This window comes from Corynebacterium sp. HMSC06G04 (assembly GCF_001807365.1).
In the GTDB taxonomy this organism is placed as follows: Bacteria; Actinomycetota; Actinomycetes; order Mycobacteriales; family Mycobacteriaceae; genus Corynebacterium; species Corynebacterium simulans.
The window spans coordinates 18,354-37,859 of sequence record NZ_KV788598.1 but is presented as its reverse complement, the minus strand read 5'-3'; the positions used below and the strand labels follow the sequence as shown (position 1 = coordinate 37,859).

The window sequence follows — 19,506 nt, the reverse complement described above, 5'->3', positions numbered from 1 at the left end:
TTTAGGGTGGGGTTTATGACTTCACTTCAGGCATTCTTAGCGGCAATACGCCCAGGCATGGACATCGTGGCTGGGTGCGCAGGGCTGTCTGAAAAGGCTTTGATTTCGGCTGGCGCGCCGGATAAAACGGCACAGCAATTGCTCGCGCTTTACGACGTCTACTTTGGCCACACCGCTTTCACCCGCCGGCAACGCGATTCCGTGGCCGCGGCGCAAAGGCTTGGTCATTCCCTGCCCACAATCGAAGTTATCGAACGCTACGCAATGCGCGCGAAGACCCAACGTGCAGCGTGGCAGATGCGCGAGGAACTGTGCAATACCAAGGCCGATACCCTCGCGATGGAGCAGCTAGCGAAGAAAAAGCTGAAGGCGCTCAATAGCGAGCGCGAGCCAGAGCAAGGAGTAAAGCTTTATCGCCGCAAGGATAAGCCGTGGACTTTAGCAATTACCGGCCCATCGACTCTCATCGCGGATATGTATGCAGCTATCGACTCTGCCTCCCCGCTGGAATCTTTGGAAAAGCTCTTCTTCCCCGCTGCAGACAATTCAAGTGTAGTGCCTAGCGCAGCCAGGGGTAGGCCGCGAGTGCATACCAACGTTATCGTCCAACTGCCGGCGCTGGCGAAGATCTTGCAGGGCGACGGCGAGGAGATAAGCCTGCAGATGACAAACGGCGCCGTCATGTCCGGCGCGGAGTTCGTGAGAAGAGCACTGGACTCGTGCCTTGACTTCGCCACACTCGTGCATCCACATGAGGGGCCAGTGAATCTCTATCGCACGAAGCGCTTTGCCAACCACAAGCAAAGACTGATGGCGGGAGCGGAAAATCCCACCTGTGCTTGGCCAGGTTGTAATCACCCGGCAGATACTAGTCAGGTGCATCACTTAAACGCCTGGTCGCAGGGAGGCCCAACGAACATGGCAAATCTTGCGACTTTGTGTCATTACCACAACGGCGTGAACGAGGACGACCCTAACGCCCCGCCGTTACGCGGTAGGTTAGCCAGGGTCGATGGAAAGGTGCGCTGGCAGCGCGGCTAGCAAAAAGGCAACAACCACGACTATACGCAATGCAATGTCAGGGCCATGCGCCACAACCTAGGAGGCAGGGTACTCCCCTGCCTCGTACTCCCCTGCCTCCTCGTCCTGCGCAAGATCAGGTTTGCGCTTGCGTAGACCGTCTATCACGAACAGCACCATGCCTAGGCCGGCAGAAGCGAAGAGAAGATACAGCGACCAATCAGCTGCAGTCAGAATGAAGTTGACGAGAGCTAGAAAAGCCACGAACGCCAAGACGAGTGCTGCAACAAGCATTTAAACCTCCAGAAAAAGCGCCCTCCCGGTTACTCGGAAGGGCGCTTTATAAATAGCTTTTACTTGCCAGCCTCGCCGTTAGGAGCAGCGGTGCCGCGAGTCTCAAGCTCCTCCAGCTGGGACTCCAGCAGGGTCTTCAGACGGGTGCGGTACTCGCGCTCGAAGGTGCGCAGCTCAGCGATACGAGCCTCAAGAGCCGTCTGCTGCTGCTTGACGGTGTTCATGACCTCGGTGTGCTTCTTCTCAGCGTCAGCCTGCAGGGCAGCAGCCTTCTCCTCTGCCTGGCGAATCTGTGCCTCAGCGTGGGAGTTAGCCTCGGACTCGGTCTGCTTTGCCTTAGCCTCAGCCTCGGAAACCAGCTTCTTGGAGCGAGTATCAGCGTCTGCGAGCTGTGCGTCAAACTTCTGCTGAGCGTCTGCGAGCTGTGCCTTGGAGCGGGAATCAGCATCGGTCAGCTGCTTCTCGGCGGCAGTGCGTGCCTCGGAGAGCATGGACTCGGACTCTGCCTTTGCCTCGGAGGTCAGGCGGTCTGCCATCTCCTGCGCCAAGCCCAGAACGCGAGCTGCCTGCATGTGGGTCTCTGGGGTAGCCAGGCCGTCGGCAGCCTTGGTTGCGGCAGCGCCAACACCTGCACCAGCCAGACCAGAAGCCGCTGCGGTCTTTGCAGAGCCAGCGTTCTTCTTCAGGTCCTCGTTCTCCTTCTTGGAAGCCTCGAGGTCCTTCTTGGCCTGAGTAGCCTCTGCACGAGCTGCCTCGAGCTCGCGCTTTGCCTTTGCGGCGTCCTCGCGTGCAGCCTTCAGCTCAGCATCGTTGTTCGAGAAAGCAGCAGCCGGAGCCTTAGCGGACTCAGCATTCTTTGCCTGTTCCTGCGCGCGCTTTGCTTCTTCCTTAGCCTTGGCAACTTCATTCTTGGAATCAGCAAGCTTGGTCTCGTACTCAGCGCGCAGCTTGGACTCGATCTCCTTACGGAGGGTAGCTTCGTCTGCACCCGTAGTAGCTGCGGACCCTGCAGCGGCACCCGCTACAGCACCAGCGCCGCCCTTGGACTGCAGCTGCTCTACCTGAGACTGCAGGTCATCATTCTCGTCCTGCAGCTGGGCAAGGGTGTCCTCGACGAGGTCCAGGAACTGGTCGACCTCATCCTCGTTGTAGCCACGCTTGCCAATTGGCGGCTTGCTAAAAGCGACGTTGTGAACATCAGCTGGTGACAGTGGCATTGACTTCTCTTCCCCTTCGAGTCGGTGCAACTCCGGTGGGTCCGGAGTTTTTGGGAGATGTAAACGTATCCCGAGAGTACCTAAATTCTGAACTCAGGTGTCTACACAGGATGCGCTAACAAAGAACTTGTGCGTTTAATTTTACGGAATATCAGTAAAGACTATATCCAAAAGCCCACATTATCTAACGTTGCACGCAGTCTCAACGTTAACGGGAGGTTTTAATACACCCGCACTACAAGAACACTCCAACAACAACCAGTTGCAAGAGCATCAAAATCAGGAACAAAACAAGGATGGACATGTCCAGTGCCACACCGCCCAGACGCAGCGGCGGGACCACGCGGCGGAGTGCCTTTACTGGCGGGTCAGTAACTACAAACAGCGGCTCTGCCACCACCATGAACCACCGCGGTGGGTTAAATTGGCGCGAGAAAGACTGAATCATCTCGATGATGATTCGCAGGGCCAAAATCCACGAGAAGATGCGTAGAAGCAGCAACAAACTATATCCGATAATGCTCACCTGCTCGAGCCTATATGAACTACCCCCGCGTTCGGCACTCGGCTCGCTAATGGCGAACGCCGCCCTACCCTTCCTCCACCAACACTTAGAGGAAAGATAAGACGGCGCTACTTTAAAAGCTTCTGTTTAACGCAGGTGCGCTGCGCGCTCGAGCTCCAGGGTGGAGATTCCTGCATCCTTCGGCACAATGGCGAAGACGCGACGGTCGGTGTCCATACCCTTGGTCAGGTTGAGCATGCGACCTTCGAGTCCGAAGCACAGGCCAGCAGCGAAGTCAATGAAGCGCTTTGCCGACGCCTTGTCCGCATCGGTCAGCTCAAAGACAACGGCGTCGCCATCACGGAACGGTGCGCCAACCTTGGCTGCATCGTTGAAGGAAACGAGGGACAGCGCGACGATAGTCGGAACGAACTCCTCCTGCACTGCCGGCTCGAAAGAGCGCGGCGCGTAAGCAGCAGAGCCGTTGGACTCATAGCTGCGCTCGTCTGCGTAGTATGCGTCGTCCGCTTCGATGTCCACCGGACCCAGTCCGAAGAACTCTTTCGTCCTATCAATCAATGACATTTCTGGTCTCCCTCTGACCCTAATTGTTGAGCATGTTATTTGGTGCAAATGTTACTCATGTGAAAGCAGTGAATTGCACCCGTGAAATGCGCTTTTGCGTTGCCACTTAACCTACTGGGCGGGGTCCCATGATGCCGGTTCCGACACGCACGATATCGCTTCCCGCGGCAATCGCCGCAGCCATATCTGCGCTCATTCCCGCCGACATCAAAAGCTTCCGTCCAAGGCGGCTGCCCACCTCGTCACAAAGCTTGCGAACACGGGCAAAAACTTCGACCGGTTCCGCATCTAGGGGCGGAACGACCATGAAACCGCGCAGTTCGAGGTTGTCGAGCTCCTCCACGACGCCCACAAGCACATCGACATCCGCATAGACTACTCCCCCGCGCGCAGTATCTCCGTCGTGGGAGAGCTGGATGAACACCGGCAGTTTTCCTTCGCGCTCGCCCGCTTGCAGAGCATTGCCGACGCCCCGGTTCAACGCACGCGCAAGCTTTTCCGTATCCAACGAATGCACGCTTTGTGCCCACCGCGCGACGTGATTGGCCTTCTTCGTCTGAATCTGGCCAATCATATGGAAACGCATCTGCGGCAACTCCGCCGCCTTGGCACGGGCTTCTTGTTCGCGGTTCTCGGCGACGTCGGTGATACCAAGCTCGGCGAGTAGCGCGACGTCAGCAGCCGGGTGAAATTTGGTCACCGGCAGCAGTTCGGGTGCAGGACGGCCGGCATTCTTGGCGATTTCTGCGATATCAGCGCGGGTGCGCTCGAGGTTTTCCTGTAATTGCTGCTTGCGTGTCATTTATGCCTCCAACCAAATAACACCGGCTTGGCGTCCGGTAGTGCCTTCACGGCGGTAAGAAAAGAAGTCGCTGTCTTCGATGGTGCAGCGAGGGTCAGCTTCAATGTTGGTAATTCCCATCCCCATCAGCTGACGGACAAGGCCCTTGCGCACGTCGACGCCCCAGGTGCCCTTCTTTGTGCGGGCCTTCGCCCCGGGCAAGTGCTTCTCGACGTCGTTTGCCATAGCCTCAGGCACCTCATAGTTCAGTCCCGATGCGGCGGGGCCGAGAAGAACTTGAATATTGGAGGGGCTCGCGCCCAGCTCGAACATCGTAGTAACCGTGTTGCGAATGATCCCGTTGCGGGCGCCGAGCCGACCGGCATGGGCAGCGGCGATAACGCCGGCGGAGATGTCGCTGAGCAACACGGGGGTGCAATCAGCAACCAGAACTCCGAGTCCTAAGCGTTTTTCGGTAGTGACGATTGCGTCGGTCGCCGCCACTGGGGTGCCAACATGGCTACGATCGACGCGAGTGACAGTGTTGGTGTGGAGTTGTTCCATCCACACAATCTCATTGAGCCCGAGAACTCTGGCGAGACGGACGCGGTTTTGGGCGACGTTTGCCGGGTCATCGCCGACGTGGTCGCCTAGGTTGAAAGAGTCGTAAGGCGATGACGAAACCCCGCCCGCACGAGTCGTAAAGACCATGCGAACGGGGCGTTTAGGTGCTTCCTCGTTTACTGGCATGCACTCCAGGTTAGCGCACTATTTCGCTGCTTTAACGCATGAAGGACGGCACGTCGAGATCGTCATCGCCGTCATCGTGGCGACGATCGTCACGACGATCTGCAGGGCGGGACAGGCGGTAGTCGTCACGGCGATCTTCACGAGCAAAACGATCGGAGCTGGTGAACAGACCGTTGGAGGAATGGCGTGGACGGTAGGTCTCAGCCGGCTGCTCCTCGTAACGCGGCTGCGCAGGTTCCTCGTAGCGCGGTTGCTGTTGTACCGGCTGCTGCTGTACTGGCTCCTGCTGCAGCGGTTGCTGCTGTACCGGTTGCTGCTGGTGCATTGGTTGCTGTTGTGCCGACTGTTGCGCCGACTGCTGCGCCGAAGTTTCCTGGCGGTTATCGAACAGGGAGCCCGGACGCTGCTGCTGTGGCTGGGACTGTGCCGGCTGAGCTGCGGTGGTCATGTTGGCCTGTGCATCAAAGCCGGTGGCGATGATGGTGACGCGGACTTCGTCGCCCAGGTTGTCATCGATGATGGTACCGAAGATGATGTTGGCGTCTTCGTCAGCGCGCTCCTCGACCATGGATGCAGCGGCGTTAACCTCATGCAGACCAAGATCAGAGCCGCCGGCGATGGAGAGCAGAACACCCTTTGCGCCTTCCATGGTGGACTCGAGCAGCGGGGAGTTGATTGCCTGCTCAGCGGCATTGAGCGCACGGTTGTCACCGCGTGCAGAGCCGATGCCCATGAGGGCGGAGCCGGCATCGGCCATGACGGAGCGGACGTCGGCAAAGTCGACGTTAATCATGCCCGGGATGGTAATCAGGTTCGTAATACCCTGGACACCGTTGTGGAGGACCTCATCGGCTGCGCGGAATGCCTCGACGATGGACAGCTCTTCGCCACCGAGCTGCATCAGGCGGTCGTTCGGGATAACGATGAGCGTGTCGCAGACGTCGCGCAGCTCCTCGATGCCAGACATTGCCTGGCGGGTACGGCGTGCGCCCTCAAACTTGAATGGACGGGTAACAACGCCGACGGTCAGCGCACCCATCTTCTTCGCGATGGAAGCAACGACCGGAGCGGCGCCGGTACCAGTGCCGCCACCCTCGCCGGCGGTAACGAAGACCATGTCGGAGCCTTCCAGGGCATCCTCAATCTCAGTCTTGTGGTCTTCTGCCGAGGTCTTGCCGACCTCCGGGTTAGCGCCCGCGCCGAGACCGCGAGTGGCTTCGCGGCCGATATCGAGCTTGGTGTCAGCATCCGAGAAAATCAGCGCCTGGGAGTCGGTGTTAATCGCGACGAACTGAACGCCCTTCAGACCTTCTTCGATCATGCGGTTCACGGCGTTAACGCCGCCGCCGCCGACACCGACGACCTTGATTTCCGCGAGGTTATTGCTAGTTGAGATCATGTGAGGGGTGCTCACCTTTCACTGTTGGTGCGTAAACGAGGATTTTTATTGCACGCGACTTTTTTCTCACGCGCGGTTATTTCCATCTTTATGGAAGTGCCGTAGTTTTTCACGTACATTTTGCCGCGTGTCGGTACCCTCAAGTTGTAGTTTAGGGTTGCTGACGTGCGGGTTTTCAAATCACAAACGCCCCACGCACCCCACCTGTATGACCAAGATGGGCTCTGCGCAGGGCGTTAAATTCAGACGGCTATTTCGTGGTTACCAATTCGGGGTTTGAAATATTCCACTGCCCGCCTTCCATCTTCAAAACCGTCTCGAAGGCCAAAGCCTTATTGGCGTTATCCTCCGAGGCACCCCAGAAGACGCTGCGGTCATCCTTCAGGTGGAAGGTCATCGAATACGCGTTTTTAACCTCGAGAGACTTCACCTGTGCGCGCACCGGCTGCGGCAAAGCGGCGACTACCTCCACGGCATCACTCATCTCCTCCGAGCCAGGCTCGGCGCTGCCGGTAATTTCCACTGCGCCCTCCGGCGGGGTGTCCTCGGCGAATTCTTCACCCTCGGCGTCGATAAGCTTGTTCTTATCACGGAAAGCCACCACCTCGTGTTCTGTAATTTCCACGCTCAAAGTGGACGGAAATGCGCGCGATACGGTCGCGGACTTCACCCACGGCAAACGCGCGACTCCCGACGCCGCTCCACGGGCATCCACCCGCACTAGGTTCTCGCCTTTAGCGACACCACTGGCTTCTTCCACCTGCGCTGCATCGACGTGGCTTATGCCATGTACCTCGAAGGAAGAAACCTTGAACACGGGGAACATCCACACGGCAACTGCCGCCAGCACAACGACCGCGACGAGCCCCGTGAGAGAAACCGCAATTGTCTTCTTAGTCATTAAGCGCCTTCAGCTCATCGAGGATCTCCGCGGCCAGCATCGTGACTGAACCCGCGCCGATGGTGAGTACGACATCGCCAGGGCGCACCAGGGACACAACATCTTGAGCCGCCTCCGAGAAGTTCGGTTCGAAAATGACCTTCATCTCTTCCGGCATTTTGTCGGTGATGATGCGGGAGGTAATGCCTTCCACCGGTTGCTCCCGAGCGCCGTAGATGTCGAGGACAACGGCGGCGTCAGCAAGCGCGAGTGCTGCAGCGAACTCCTTGTCGAATTCCGTCGTGCGGGAGTACAGGTGCGGCTGGAAGCATGCGATAACGCGCGCCCCCTTGCCTTCTGCCTCTACCTTTTGGCGGGCAGCACCGAGGACTGCGGTGACCTCGGTTGGGTGGTGGGCATAGTCATCGAAGACGCGCACCTCGTGCTCGGTACCGCGGTACTCGAAGCGACGGCGCACACCGGTGAAATCACTAAGGCCCACCGCGAGATCGTCCAGATCGCCGCCGGCCAAGCCGCCCGCAATAAGCGAGGCTAAAGAGTTAAGCACCATGTGATGCCCCGGAATCTGCAGCTCATAAGCGAGCTCTTCCGCCTTTCCACCGGGCAGCGTGACGCGTGCACGGACTTGCATGCCAATGACAGAAACCTGCTCTTCTACTACCTCAGCGGCCAAGGGAATCTCCGGATACTGCGCGGCTGCTTGAGCGCTGCCGTAGCCAAGAACGTTGATTCCGCGGTCAAGGGCGCGTTTACCGGCCTGCGCCGCATGCTCATCCTCCAAGCACACGACGAGGTGACCGCCCGGCACGATGCGATCGGCGAAATCGTCGAAGACCCGGTAATAGGCCTCAGCATTGTGGAAGAAATCCAGGTGGTCCGGCTCGATGTTGGTAATCACCGCGACTTCAGGGCTATAGCGCAGCAAGGAAGCATCGGATTCATCGGCCTCGGCAACAAAGGCGTTGCCAGTTCCGCCATGGGCGTTGGTGCCCGCGCGGTTGAGTTGGCCGCCAATGGCAAAGGAAGGGTCCAAGCCTGCCTGCTGCATCGCGGAGACGGTCATCGAGGTGGTGGAAGTCTTGCCATGCGTACCGGCGAGGAGCACCTGCTGGTGGCCCTCCATCAGCTCGGCGAGAAGGTCGGAGCGGCGAATCACCGGAATACCGGCCTCCCGCGCACCTACCAGCTCCGGGTTATCTTGCGGGATGGCTGCGAAAGAAGTGACTACGACAGTCGGCTTCTCCCCCGCCAGCTCGAGATTTTCTGCCGCGTGGCCTACCGCAATCTTTACGCCCATCGTGCGCAGGATTTCCACCGGCGTGGACTCCTTAACGTCGGAGCCGGTAACGACGCCACCGCGCGAGGCGAGGATGCGCGCCAGGCCAGACATGCCAGAACCGCCGATGCCCACCATGTGGACGCGAGTGAGGTCATAAGAGTCAGTCATCTTCTTTAAATTCCTTCAGCTTCAAAGATCTTGCGCGAGGGTTTAAGCGCGCGCTTGCTCGATGGTGGTGGCGATACGGTCCGCAATGGTGTTAGCAACATCGCCAGCAGAGTTCGTCGCAGCGGCCGTGCGCATTACCTTTAAGCGAGCATCATCTTCCATAATGCCGCGGACCTCGGAGACCAAGCGCTGGGGGTTGAGTTCGGCGTCGGCAATCTGCACGGCAGCGCCGGCTTCAACGAGCTCGCGGGAGTTCAGTGCCTGCTCACCATTGCCGATTGGCAGTGGCACGTAAATGGCAGGAACGCCAGCGGCGGCTACCTCAGCGACCGTCATCGCGCCGGAGCGGCAAATCATAAGATCCGCAACGGCAAGCGCGCCGGCCATATCGTCGATGTACGGCAGCGGAGTGTAATTCGGGGCCGGTGCTGGCGCCTCGTTCTTCTTGCCGTAGGCATGCAGGACCTGGTGTTTCTCGGTCAGCTCCGGCAACGCGCCCGCCACTGCCTTGTTGATGCTGGCTGCGCCCTGCGAGCCACCGGTAATGACGATGGTGGGCATATCCTCGCGCAGCCCCCAACGCTTGCGGGCCTCCGCAGCCACGGAACCGTCGGGGTCTTGACCCATTCCTGGGCGCACTGGGATACCCACGACCTCGCCCGGCATGCCGGAGTTCGGGTGCGCGTTGAAGCCGATTCCGCCCAAACGCACGCCAAGCTTATTTGCAATGCCCGAAAGCGCGTTGGTTTCTAGCACATAAAACGGCATGCCTAAAGTCTTTGCAGCAAGGTAGGCCGAAGCGGAAACGTATCCGCCCGTGCCAAAGACCACGTCAGCCTCAACGTCTTTTAAAACCTTGCGGGTTTGCATGACCGACTTTACAACGTTCAACGGAAGCTTAAACAGATCGGCGTTCACCTTGCGCGGAACCGGAACGGGGGTCACCATGCGCAGATCCACCCCGCGGGCAGGAACGATATCGCGCTCCAGTCCCTTCTCGGTGCCCAACGCGGTTAACTTCGCGCCGTGACGCTGCCGGAGCGCTTCACCCACTGCGAGCGCTGGTTCGATATGGCCTGCGGTGCCGCCACCTGCAAGGACGACAGAAATGGGGGTGGAATTCATGACCTACAGGCTACCAGCGCCACCCGGGCCTACCGCTTCTCGCCGCGCCGCGGCAGGCGGTAATCACTAGGCCCACGGCTCGTCACCGCTCGGCCAAAGCGCTCCTCGCGCTCCCCTGGCCGACGCCCGCCCCGATTCTTCTGCGGCAGCGAGGCATGGCGGCCTCCCTTACGCTTCGGAGCGGCATCGGAAAGCTGCGGCTCGGGGATGAAAAACAGACGGTCGAACAGCGGGCGGCCAAAGTTCTGCATCGCAGAAATCTGCAGCGGCTCATGGCGAGCGACGTTACACAGCACGCCCATCGAACCGATGGTGATAAGCGCTGCGGAGCCGCCGGCGGAAATCATCGGCAGCTGAATGCCCGTCACAGGAAGAAGCCCCACCACATAGCCGATGTTAATGAAGGCCTGGATAACAACGCCGACCGTCAATGTGGCGGCCAGCAGCGCCTGGAAAGAATCCTGCGCATTCTTTGCCGTACGCAGACCGATATAACCCAGTGCGGCAAACAAGCCGATAACCAGCAAGCCGCCCCACAGCCCGAGTTCCTCGCCGATGATGGCAAAGACGAAGTCATTCTTCGCCTCTGGCAGGTAGAACCACTTCGCACGGGATTGGCCGAGGCCAACCCCCCAGAACCCGCCGTCGGCAAGCGAAAGGAAGCCCTGGTAGGCCTGGAAACCGGTGCCCTGCGTGTCCTCGATGTTGCCGCGGAAAGCATCAAAGTAGGTGTGGAAACGGTGCGTACGGAAGCCGCCGCCCAGAAAGACTGCGGTTAAGCCCAACACGCCGAGGCCAATGATGGTGGCGGCGACGCGCCAGTTCACGCCCGCAAAAAGCAAGGTGAAGATAACCACCAAGGCAAACGACGCCGCCATGCCGATATCGCCCTGCAACACGATGAGCACGAACATCACAGACGCGATGAGCGAGTACATCATGAATGGGTCAGAAAGACGCAGCGAACGGTGTGGCTTGCCCGCCAGCGCCGAAGCGCCGTACATCGCTACGGTGACACGTGCGAACTCAGAAGGTTGGAAAGCCACAGGGCCCAGCGGAATCCAGGACTGCGAGCCCACCGTCTCACGACCGGTACCCACGCCAGGAATCAACACCGCGATGAGCAAGATGATGGACAACAGCAGCAGCCACGGCACGAACTTACGCAGCGTATAAGGAGAAACCCGCAGCGCAATCCAGAACAAAATCAGGCCGCCTGTCACGAGCAGGCACTGGCGGATGGCATCAGTCCACACGTTGGAGTTTTCCGTGAAGGAAGTAGCCATGGATGCGGAGAATGCCATGAGCACGCCAATGCCAATCAGCGAAAAGATGATAATCCGCAGCAGCTGGTAGTCCAGCCCCGGTTGCGCGCGGTAGTACTGGCGGATTTCGCCCACGCGTTGGCCGAGCGTCTTCGACGCTGGTTGTTGCGGCCTAGTTGCGGTCATGGAGTCTCCTGAATTGCGTGGTTAACGTGCGATGCGCTGGGCGGCTGCGGCGAAGAAGTCACCGCGCTGTGCCATGCCTTGGTACATATCCAACGATGCCCCAGCCGGCGCCAAAAGGACGGTATCGCCGGGTTCGGCGTGTTGCACGGCGACGGTGACCGCCTCCTCCATTGCTTTTAGGGGATCGGTGGATTCGATGACGGTGGTGGCAACTCCACGCTGCTGGAGGGCGTCGTAGAGCACTTGCTTGTCGACGCCCATTACAACCGCTGCTTTTAGCCTTTCCGCGTGGGCGTCGAGAAGATCGCTGACGTCGGCGCCTTTGAGCTGACCGCCAGCGACCCACACCACATTGTTCAACCCGCGCATCGCGGCCTCGGCTGCGTGGGGGTTGGTGGCTTTGGAGTTGTCGATGAAAGCGATGCCGTTATGGCGGTGCACTAGCTCGCCGCGGTGACCGGCGACGGTGTAGCTTTCGAGGCCCTCGGTGATTGAGGACGGCTCGGCACCGGCGAGCAAAGCGGCGCAGGCGGCGGCTGCGGCGTCGAGAATGCCCGCCATACCAGAGGGCTGAAGGGCGGTGACATCGTCGATGACGGTGGCGCTAACGCCTGCCACGTTGTTAATAACGAGCTGGCCGTCGATGACGCCTACTTCCCCATCATTCGGAATGGTGTGGGTAAAAGCGTGGGTGTCTGGAGAAAGCGCGCCGCGTTCTGCGGCGGCATCGGCGTATTCGCGGACCTGGAAGTCATCGCGGCCGATGACCGCGTGGGCGCCGGCAAGCACCTTTGCCTTGGCCTCAGCGTAGGCGTGGAAGGAACCGTGCCAATCGAGGTGGTCGTCGGCGAGGTTGAGAAGAACACCAACCTCCGCGCGCAACTGGGAGGACCAATGCAGCTGGAAGGAGGAAAGCTCAGCGACGAGGACATCCACGCGTGGGCTGGCGGCTAGGGCGTCGAATGGCGAGGTGCCGATGTTTCCGACAGCTTGGGAGCGCTTTCCGGAGCGCTGCTCATCGGCGGCCATGATTGCGGCCAGCATGCCGGTGGTTGTGGTCTTGCCATTGGTGCCCGTGACGGCAAGCCAGGTGCGCGGTGCGCCGAAGACGCCGGCGGCATCAAGACGATAGGCCAGCTCGACATCGCCAATGACCTCTACCCCGGCCGCGGCTGCTGCGAGCAAAAGCGGCGAGGTCGGTGCCCAGCCCGGAGAGGTAACCACGAGGGAGTAATCGGTGGGGTTGGCGGTGGCGGCGTCGATTGTGGTGACAGAAAGATCGGCCTCTAGGCGTGCGCGGGAATCCGCGTTGCCATCGGCCACCACGACGTCGGCGCCGAGACGCAGAAGTACGCTCGCGCAGCCGCGGCCGGACACGCCCGCGCCGGCGACCAAGATGCTCCCGCGCAAGGAATCAGGCAGAGCCTCGGGCGAGGCCGCGGAATCGAAAGCAGCGGAATCGAAGGCAGCGGACATGGCTAGCCCACCAACCCGATACCGGAATCAGCAAGCCAGTCGCCGTAGAAGATAGCAACGCCGGCCATTGCAGCCATGGCGGCAATCAACCAGAAACGCACAACCACTGCGGTCTCTGCCCAGCCACCGTTTTCGAAGTGGTGGTGAATTGGGGCCATACGGAAGAAACGCTTGCCGGTGGTGCGGAAGACCACGATCTGGATGACGACGGAGACAGTCTCAATGACAAAGAGCGCGCCGATGATGATCATCAGCAGTTCGGTGCGGCTGGTCACGGAAATGCCAGCGACTAGGCCACCAAGTGCGAGGGAGCCGGTATCGCCCATGAAGATCTTCGCTGGTGCCGCGTTCCACCACAAGAAGCCCAGGCAGCCGCCCAGGCCAGCGGCGGTGAGAACCGCGAGATCCAGCGGGTCGCGGACCTGGTAGCAGCCAGCGGTGAACTCGGTGGCGCAAGAGTTGCGGAACTGCCAGAAGGTCATAATGGTGTACGCACCCATGACAATCGCGGTGGTGCCGGCTGCGAGACCGTCCAGACCATCGGTCAGATTCACGGCGTTCGACCACGCCGCGATCAAGATGTACATGAAGATCAGGAACACGACGATTCCCACGATGGTCGGGCCAACCGCGAAGTCGAAAGTCTCAATATCGCGAACGAAGGACAGCTTCGTGGTACCAGGCGTCAGGCCAGTGTCATCCGGGCGCTGCAAGCACAGCAGGCCAAAAGCCAATGCGAGGGCGAGCTGCCCCACCAATTTGGCGGTCTTGTTCAGGCCCAGGTTGCGCTGCTTGAAAAGCTTGATGAAGTCATCGGCAAAACCCAAGCCGCCGAGGCCCAGAGTCAAGCACAGGACCAAGATTCCGGAGAAGGTAAAGCCACCGTGGCCGGTCACCTGCCCGTAGATTCCCACCGTCAGGTAGCCCACCGTGATTCCTGCCAGAATGGCCAGGCCGCCCATGGTCGGGGTGCCGCGCTTGCGCAGGTGCGACTTTGGGCCGTCCTCACGGATCTCCTGCCCCTTGCCAGCATCCGAGAAATAGCGGATGAGCAGTGGGGTGATGAAAATCGCTACGAGAAAGCTGACCACACCAGCGATGATGATCTGTGTCACTTGCTTGGGTTCCTTCTAATATTCGTGAGCTAGCTCTGGTTGAGCTTTTCTGCAACGAGCCACAGGCGTCGGGCATTCGAAGCTTTGACAAGGACGACATCTTTGGCGTCCCTATTTGGCCAATCGTCCACGCCTACTGGCGCGGTACGCAGAAGGCCGTCAACAATTTTTGCGGCGTCATCAACATCGGCACAGATACTAGTATTTATACCCTTTGCTTGTGCCGCTTCCGCCATCGCCCGCGTGTTGACGCTAGTGCCCACGGCCACCAGATGGTCAACGTGGTACTTCGCCAGCTCACTGCCCAACTGGCGGTGCGAGTCCAGTGCGTCCTCGCCGAGCTCTCCCATCTCGCCGAGCACGGCGATGGAACGGGCGTCGGGACGCGCCGCCGCGGTATAAGCCAGCGCGGCGATGGCCGCACGCATCGAGTCTGGGTTTGCATTGTAGGAGTCATCGATGAGCGTGACACCATCACGACGGTTGCGCACGTCCATGCGGTGCTCCGACGCGATGCGGTGGCCAGACAGGGCATTGGCTACCAGCTCGGCGCTAAGCCCCAGCTCGATGGCAGCTGCAGCGGCGGCCAAGGCGTTGGAGACCTGATGCACGCCGAAGACCTGCAGTTTCACCGGCAGCGGCTGCGCGTCTGGGGTATGCATCATGAACGAGGCACGAGCGACGTCGTCAAGCTGGACCTGCGTAGCGTAGTACTGTGCATTGGAGCCTTGCTTATCCACGGCCGAGTAGTAGACCACCTTCGCATCCGTGCGCGGCGCCATGCCGGCGACGAAAGGATCGTCCGCGTTGAGCACAGCGACACCGCCGTCTTTTGCGCTCGGCAGGGCCTCGACGAGTTCGCCTTTGGCTTGGGCAATGTTCTCGCGGGAGCCGAACTCGCCCAAGTGGGCGGAGCCGACGTTCAAGACCACACCGACCTTCGGTGCGGTGATGTTAGTGAGGTGGCGAATGTGGCCGATACCGCGGGCGGACATCTCAGCCACCAAGTATTCGGTGTGTTCGTCGCAACGCAGAGCGGTATAGGGCAGGCCGACCTCGTTGTTAAAAGAGCCCGGAGGCGCGACGGTCTCCCCCGCTGCGCGGAAGATAGTGGCGATGAGATCCTTGGTGGAGGTCTTGCCGGCTGAGCCGGTCACGCCCACGATGTTGAGGGCGGAATTGGTAGCTAGGCGCTGCGTGACCGCGCGTGCCAGTGCGGACAAAGCCTCGATGACTGCGGCGGCTGAGCCGTCTTCATCGTTGGCATAAATGTCAGCGTTAGCGCCGTCGCCTTCGACCTTGCCCTTCGGCTCAACGACGATAGCCGACACGCCAACAGGACGTGCCGCCAGCACAGCAACTGCCCCGGATGCGACTGCTTTTTCTGCAAAATCGTGGCCGTCTACACGGGCACCCGGCAGTGCGAGAAAAAGCCCGCCCGGGGTGACTTTGCGGGAATCGAATTCGACGAATCCTGTCACCTGCGCGGAAGGATCTTCCACGCAATCGAGGCGACCGCCAGTGATGTCAGCGATTTCTTGAAGGGTCAATGCAATCATGCTTGTTCCTTTTCCACAGTGTCACCGTACCGCGCATTTTCCTGTGGCGCGTTGCCGGCTAGCTTTTCGTCGAGAGCGCGTGCGAGCTCCTCACGGTCGTCGAAGTGAACAGTCTCATCGCCGATGATTTGGCCGACTTCGTGCCCCTTGCCTACGACGATGACGGCGTCGCCAGGCATGGCCCAGCGGACTGCTTCGTCGATGGCGGCGGCGCGCGAGCCGACCTCGCGGATATCAGTGGAAGCTGAAGCCTTGCGTGCGCCCTCGATGACGGATGCGCGGATGGTGGCTGGGGCCTCGCTGCGCGGATTATCGTCAGTGACCACGACGAGGTCCGCGCGCTCTGCGGCGGCAGCACCCATCAGTGGGCGCTTGGAGGAGTCGCGGTCGCCTCCGGCGCCGACAACCACCGCGAGGCGCCCATCGGTTCCCTCGAGCTGGCCACGCAGAGTATCGAGAACGGCGGCGACTGCGGCCGGCTTATGGGCATAGTCAACCACGGCGACGAATTCCTGGCCGCGGTCGATACGCTCCATGCGGCCTGGAACGGCCACGCGCTCGATGCCGGCCAGGAACTGCTCGACGTCAACGCCAACGGCGGCCGCCATGCCCGTGGCCAGCGCAGCGTTGGCAATATTAAATTTTCCTGGCATCGGCAGCTCGAAGGAATGCTGCTGGCCAGCGAAGTTCATATCCACATGCTGCTCGCCAGTGACCTCGGTGCCGGTCTGGGTCGCGGTGACCAGAGTTGCATCAACGGCGTCGGCCAGTTGCTGTGCCTGCTCTGCTGCGGTGGTGGCAACCACGGTGCGCGGCTTACCGGCGGCGCGCTCCAGCATGCGCTTGCCCCACTCATCGTCGACGCAGATAACGGCGGAGGCGGCCGATTGCGGGCCGTCGAAAAGCGCGGCCTTGGCCTCGAAGTAATCCTCCATCGTCGGGTGGAAGTCAAGGTGATCTTGGCTGAGGTTGCTGAAACCGCCGACCTTGAAGTGTGTGCCCCGCACGCGGCCCAGCTCGAGAGCGTGGGAGGAAACCTCCATGACCACGTGGGTAACCCCCTCCGCGAGCATGCGTGCGAACAGCTCCTGCAGCGTCGGTGCTTCCGGGGTAGTCAACTTGGTGGGAACCGGCTTGCGGTTGATACGAGTGCCGGTGGTGCCGATGAGACCGACCTTGTAGCCAGCGTGGAGCAAGCCCGCCTCAAGCAGGTAGCTGGTGGTCGTCTTGCCGGAGGTGCCGGTGACCGCAATGACGGTCAGCGACTTCGTCGGGTGCTCATAGATTTCTGCGGCGATGAGCCCCAGCACGGCGCGGATGTCTTCGACCACGATGGTGGGGCGGCGCTCCCCTGCTTCCTGCAAGTGCTGCAGGCCGGCTTCGTCGGTGAGGATCGCCGCTGCTTCGGTGCCGCCGGCGAACTGGGCGCCATGCACGCGGGTTCCGGGCAACGCTGCAAAGAGGCCGCCCGCAGCAATCGCCTTGGAGTCGAGACTGCAGGAGGAAACAGTGACGGTCTCGTCACCGATAACGCGCCCGCCGCCGATAGTAGCGAGGCTTTCTAGGTCTACGCTCATTGCTTTCTCCCTTATTTGTAGTGCGAAGGTTTGTGGTGCGAAGGTGTGGTATTCGTTGAAGTTTTATTGAGCGCGCAGGGTCAGCTCCGGCGCGGGCTTGGACGGTGGAATGTTGTCGCGGTTGAGCAGCCAGCTGGCGATGTCCTTGAACACCGGCGCGGCAGACTGGCCGCCGGAACCGTTGTCGTTGACGCCCGACTGCGGTTCGTCGAGCATGATGGCGACGACGAAACGAGGGTCGTCGGCAGGCGCGATGCCCGCGAAAGTGATCCAGTACGCGGAGTTGGAGTAGGCGCCGGTCTTCTCATCGACCTTCTGGGCGGTGCCCGTCTTACCGGAAAGCTGATAGCCCTCGATGTTATTGTCGCCCGCAGTGCCGTTCTGGACGCCATTTGGATCCTTCTGGAACACGGCGCGGAACATATCGACGGTGGTCTTCGCGGTTTCCTCGCTGACCACGCGGGTCTTGCGCGGCTCGTCGAGTTTTTCCTTTTCGCCGCCTGGACCGGTGATGGAGGAAATAATGCGCGGTTCGATGCGCTCGCCGCCGTTGGCAAGCGCCTGGTAGACGCTGGCCATTTGCAGGGTGGTCCAGGACTGGCCCTGGCCGATGGGCAGGTTGGCGAAGGTGCCGCCGGACCACTGTTCCTGAGCCGGTACGAGGCCTGCGGATTCATTTGGCAGTTCAATGCCGGTGGTCTCGCCAAGGCCGAAGGTCTCGAGATACTTGGCGTAGCGCTCCTGGCCCAGCTTCTGGGCGAGCATCAGGGTACCGACGTTGGAAGACTTACCGAAGATACCCGTGGTGGTGTACGGCTCGACGCCGTGCTGCCACGCGTCGTTGACGGTCACACCGGACATGTCGATGGAGCCCGGGACTTGGTGGACCTCGTCCGGAGTGGTGACGCCTTCCTGCAATGCGGCAGCGGCGGTGATCACCTTGGCAACGGAACCTGGCTCATAAGGGTGGGACACGCTGCGGTTGTCGAAGGCCTTGTCTTCTTTGAGCTGTTTTTCAATGTCCTTGTTTGGGTCGATGGTGCCCGTGTTAGCCATGGCAAGAACCTCGCCGGTAGCGACGTCGAGAACGACTGCCTGGGCGTTCTTCGCCTTGGAGTTCACGCGGGCCTTTTCGAGCTTTTGCTGGACGAATGTCTGCAGGTCTAGGTCGAGGGTCAAGGTGACGTTCTTGCCATCGGTAGCTGGAACCTGATCGCGCAGGGTGCCCGGGATGGCTTGGCCACCGGTGGAAACGTCCTCGGTGGAGCTGCCGTCGATACCGGTCAGTGTGGAATCGCCGGAGGCCTCGAAACCGAACTGGCCTTGGCCATCCATGGAAACCTTACCGATGACGTTTTCGGCGATTGCCCCGTTAGGGTACTGGCGGATCTGCTGCTCGTCGGCAGCCAAGCCGTGGTACTCTTCGGCGATCTTTACGGCAACGTCAGGATCGACGTTGCGGACCAAGACCTCGTACTGCGTATCAGCGTGGAGCTTATCGAGGATGTGCTTGGAATTAACGTCGCCAGTGCTAAGGCCCGCAGCCTTGATCTTGTCTGGGATGCCCTCAGCCATCTCCTTCAGGCGGGACTCAACCTTGTCATCTAAGAACTTGTTGCGGGAGGCTTCGTCCATGCTGTCGAAAGAATCCTCGCCAGTTGCCTCAATCTCTTCCTGCTCCCGCAGCTCTTCGCGCAAGCGGGTCGGGGAAACGGTCAGCGAGCGGGACTTCATGGTGTAGGCAAGGCGCTGGCCGTTGCGGTCAACAATCTCGCCGCGGCGGGCGGAGTCGATGTAGACACGGGAACGCTGTGCCACCGCCTTCGCGGCAAGATCCGGGCCCCACACGAGCTGTACCCAGGCTAGGCGCCCGCCCAGGATAACGAGGACGACCATCAGCGCAGAAACGACGGTTTTAACGCGCTTGCTAAGGATTTCCTTCTGCGGCAAGAACTTGAAGCGGCCGGGTGCCGCAGGACCGCGGGTTTGCTTATCACGGCTGGCGGCAGTGACGCGCTCACTCGGACGCAGCGCATTGGCACGCGGCATGGCAGAGCCAGTGTTGGCTCCTCGATGGGTGCGGTTAGTGGGACGGCCCTGACGGTAGCCTTCGTTGCGTCCCAGGCGGCTTTGGTTATTGCGATCCGCAGGGGTGCCCCTGCCGGCGCGCCCCTGGTCCCTCCGGGAACCGCCATGGCGGTCACCTGAATTGGGTCGAGTCACAAAGTCACCTTTTCCTTTTGCCGATTATCTTTTTACAGCTCATCGCGCTGCAGACAGTTTTGAATCAAGATTTTGCCCTAT

17 protein-coding genes are annotated in these 19,506 nt (G+C 60.5%); 1 reads left to right on the top strand and 16 read right to left on the bottom strand.

Features of this window, described 5'->3' with window-relative positions; translation table 11 throughout:
- Positions 1 to 15 precede the first annotated feature (15 nt).
- A complete protein-coding gene (locus HMPREF3158_RS02010) occupies positions 16 to 1,041 on the top strand; it encodes an HNH endonuclease signature motif containing protein (protein WP_070497111.1) in 1,026 nt (341 codons plus the stop codon).
- A 57-nt stretch (positions 1,042 to 1,098) separates the two neighbouring features.
- Here HMPREF3158_RS02010 and HMPREF3158_RS02005 read toward each other — a convergent pair whose 3' ends face one another.
- The 16 genes from HMPREF3158_RS02005 to HMPREF3158_RS01930 all read right to left on the bottom strand — a co-directional run bounded on the left by HMPREF3158_RS02005 (position 1,099) and on the right by HMPREF3158_RS01930 (position 19,098).
- Positions 1,099 to 1,314 carry a hypothetical protein gene (locus HMPREF3158_RS02005; RefSeq protein ID WP_062038249.1) on the bottom strand — a complete coding sequence of 72 codons (216 nt, stop codon included), beginning with the start codon at positions 1,312 to 1,314 and terminating at the stop codon, positions 1,099 to 1,101.
- Between the two features lie 59 nt (positions 1,315 to 1,373).
- Positions 1,374 to 2,531, bottom strand: coding sequence for a DivIVA domain-containing protein (locus tag HMPREF3158_RS02000; RefSeq protein ID WP_070497108.1), 1,158 nt, complete (start codon positions 2,529 to 2,531; stop codon positions 1,374 to 1,376).
- Between the two features lie 235 nt (positions 2,532 to 2,766).
- Positions 2,767 to 3,057, bottom strand: coding sequence for a YggT family protein (locus HMPREF3158_RS01995; protein ID WP_062038246.1), 291 nt, complete (start codon positions 3,055 to 3,057; stop codon positions 2,767 to 2,769).
- 126 nt (positions 3,058 to 3,183) lie between these two features.
- Positions 3,184 to 3,621 carry a cell division protein SepF gene (locus HMPREF3158_RS01990; RefSeq protein ID WP_062038244.1) on the bottom strand — a complete coding sequence of 146 codons (438 nt, stop codon included), beginning with the start codon at positions 3,619 to 3,621 and terminating at the stop codon, positions 3,184 to 3,186.
- Positions 3,622 to 3,727: 106 nt separating this feature from the next.
- On the bottom strand, positions 3,728 to 4,423 hold the full coding sequence (locus tag HMPREF3158_RS01985) for a YggS family pyridoxal phosphate-dependent enzyme (RefSeq protein ID WP_062038241.1): 696 nt from the start codon (positions 4,421 to 4,423) through the stop codon (positions 3,728 to 3,730).
- Positions 4,424 to 5,152 carry a peptidoglycan editing factor PgeF gene (pgeF, locus tag HMPREF3158_RS01980; protein WP_062038240.1) on the bottom strand — a complete coding sequence of 243 codons (729 nt, stop codon included), beginning with the start codon at positions 5,150 to 5,152 and terminating at the stop codon, positions 4,424 to 4,426.
- A gap of 31 nt (positions 5,153 to 5,183) precedes the next feature.
- Positions 5,184 to 6,551 carry a cell division protein FtsZ gene (ftsZ, locus tag HMPREF3158_RS01975; RefSeq protein ID WP_062038238.1) on the bottom strand — a complete coding sequence of 456 codons (1,368 nt, stop codon included), beginning with the start codon at positions 6,549 to 6,551 and terminating at the stop codon, positions 5,184 to 5,186.
- Between the two features lie 250 nt (positions 6,552 to 6,801).
- On the bottom strand, positions 6,802 to 7,452 hold the full coding sequence (locus tag HMPREF3158_RS01970) for a cell division protein FtsQ/DivIB (RefSeq protein WP_062038236.1): 651 nt from the start codon (positions 7,450 to 7,452) through the stop codon (positions 6,802 to 6,804).
- The gene (gene murC / locus HMPREF3158_RS01965; protein WP_070497106.1) at positions 7,445 to 8,899 is read right to left on the bottom strand and encodes a UDP-N-acetylmuramate--L-alanine ligase; all 1,455 of its coding nucleotides are present in this window, start codon (positions 8,897 to 8,899) and stop codon (positions 7,445 to 7,447) included. The genes HMPREF3158_RS01970 and murC overlap by 8 nt, the downstream gene beginning before the upstream one ends.
- 42 nt (positions 8,900 to 8,941) lie before the next feature.
- Positions 8,942 to 10,024 (bottom strand): undecaprenyldiphospho-muramoylpentapeptide beta-N-acetylglucosaminyltransferase, encoded by a 1,083-nt coding sequence (gene murG / locus HMPREF3158_RS01960; protein ID WP_062038230.1) that lies wholly within the window; start codon positions 10,022 to 10,024, stop codon positions 8,942 to 8,944.
- Positions 10,025 to 10,053: 29 nt separating this feature from the next.
- Positions 10,054 to 11,475 (bottom strand): FtsW/RodA/SpoVE family cell cycle protein, encoded by a 1,422-nt coding sequence (locus tag HMPREF3158_RS01955; RefSeq protein ID WP_070497103.1) that lies wholly within the window; start codon positions 11,473 to 11,475, stop codon positions 10,054 to 10,056.
- 21 nt (positions 11,476 to 11,496) lie between these two features.
- On the bottom strand, positions 11,497 to 12,951 hold the full coding sequence (murD, locus tag HMPREF3158_RS01950; RefSeq protein WP_062038225.1) for a UDP-N-acetylmuramoyl-L-alanine--D-glutamate ligase: 1,455 nt from the start codon (positions 12,949 to 12,951) through the stop codon (positions 11,497 to 11,499).
- Between the two features lie 2 nt (positions 12,952 to 12,953).
- The gene (gene mraY, locus HMPREF3158_RS01945; RefSeq protein WP_062038222.1) at positions 12,954 to 14,066 is read right to left on the bottom strand and encodes a phospho-N-acetylmuramoyl-pentapeptide-transferase; all 1,113 of its coding nucleotides are present in this window, start codon (positions 14,064 to 14,066) and stop codon (positions 12,954 to 12,956) included.
- 29 nt (positions 14,067 to 14,095) lie between these two features.
- Complete coding sequence (gene murF / locus HMPREF3158_RS01940; protein ID WP_070497100.1) at positions 14,096 to 15,625, bottom strand: UDP-N-acetylmuramoyl-tripeptide--D-alanyl-D-alanine ligase; 1,530 nt, start codon at positions 15,623 to 15,625, stop codon at positions 14,096 to 14,098.
- Positions 15,622 to 17,202 (bottom strand): UDP-N-acetylmuramoyl-L-alanyl-D-glutamate--2,6-diaminopimelate ligase, encoded by a 1,581-nt coding sequence (locus HMPREF3158_RS01935; protein WP_070497097.1) that lies wholly within the window; start codon positions 17,200 to 17,202, stop codon positions 15,622 to 15,624. The genes murF and HMPREF3158_RS01935 overlap by 4 nt, the downstream gene beginning before the upstream one ends.
- 63 nt (positions 17,203 to 17,265) lie before the next feature.
- Positions 17,266 to 19,098: a peptidoglycan D,D-transpeptidase FtsI family protein gene (locus tag HMPREF3158_RS01930; protein WP_062039437.1), complete on the bottom strand. Its 1,833-nt coding sequence runs from the start codon at positions 19,096 to 19,098 to the stop codon at positions 17,266 to 17,268.
- Positions 19,099 to 19,506 lie beyond the last annotated feature (408 nt).

Coding starts and splice junctions, on each gene's coding strand:
- HMPREF3158_RS01955 (WP_070497103.1), bottom strand. CDS start 11,475: ATGACCGCAACTAGGCCGCAACAACCAGCGTCGAAGACGCTCGGCCAA.
- murC (WP_070497106.1), bottom strand. CDS start 8,899: ATGACTGACTCTTATGACCTCACTCGCGTCCACATGGTGGGCATCGGC.
- HMPREF3158_RS02000 (WP_070497108.1), bottom strand. CDS start 2,531: ATGCCACTGTCACCAGCTGATGTTCACAACGTCGCTTTTAGCAAGCCG.
- HMPREF3158_RS01930 (WP_062039437.1), bottom strand. CDS start 19,098: ATGGTCGTCCTCGTTATCCTGGGCGGGCGCCTAGCCTGGGTACAGCTC.
- HMPREF3158_RS01985 (WP_062038241.1), bottom strand. CDS start 4,423: ATGACACGCAAGCAGCAATTACAGGAAAACCTCGAGCGCACCCGCGCT.
- murD (WP_062038225.1), bottom strand. CDS start 12,951: ATGTCCGCTGCCTTCGATTCCGCTGCTTTCGATTCCGCGGCCTCGCCC.
- HMPREF3158_RS01970 (WP_062038236.1), bottom strand. CDS start 7,452: ATGACTAAGAAGACAATTGCGGTTTCTCTCACGGGGCTCGTCGCGGTC.
- pgeF (WP_062038240.1), bottom strand. CDS start 5,152: ATGCCAGTAAACGAGGAAGCACCTAAACGCCCCGTTCGCATGGTCTTT.
- murG (WP_062038230.1), bottom strand. CDS start 10,024: ATGAATTCCACCCCCATTTCTGTCGTCCTTGCAGGTGGCGGCACCGCA.
- HMPREF3158_RS01990 (WP_062038244.1), bottom strand. CDS start 3,621: ATGTCATTGATTGATAGGACGAAAGAGTTCTTCGGACTGGGTCCGGTG.
- HMPREF3158_RS02010 (WP_070497111.1), top strand. CDS start 16: ATGACTTCACTTCAGGCATTCTTAGCGGCAATACGCCCAGGCATGGAC.
- murF (WP_070497100.1), bottom strand. CDS start 15,625: ATGATTGCATTGACCCTTCAAGAAATCGCTGACATCACTGGCGGTCGC.
- HMPREF3158_RS02005 (WP_062038249.1), bottom strand. CDS start 1,314: ATGCTTGTTGCAGCACTCGTCTTGGCGTTCGTGGCTTTTCTAGCTCTC.
- HMPREF3158_RS01935 (WP_070497097.1), bottom strand. CDS start 17,202: ATGAGCGTAGACCTAGAAAGCCTCGCTACTATCGGCGGCGGGCGCGTT.
- ftsZ (WP_062038238.1), bottom strand. CDS start 6,551: ATGATCTCAACTAGCAATAACCTCGCGGAAATCAAGGTCGTCGGTGTC.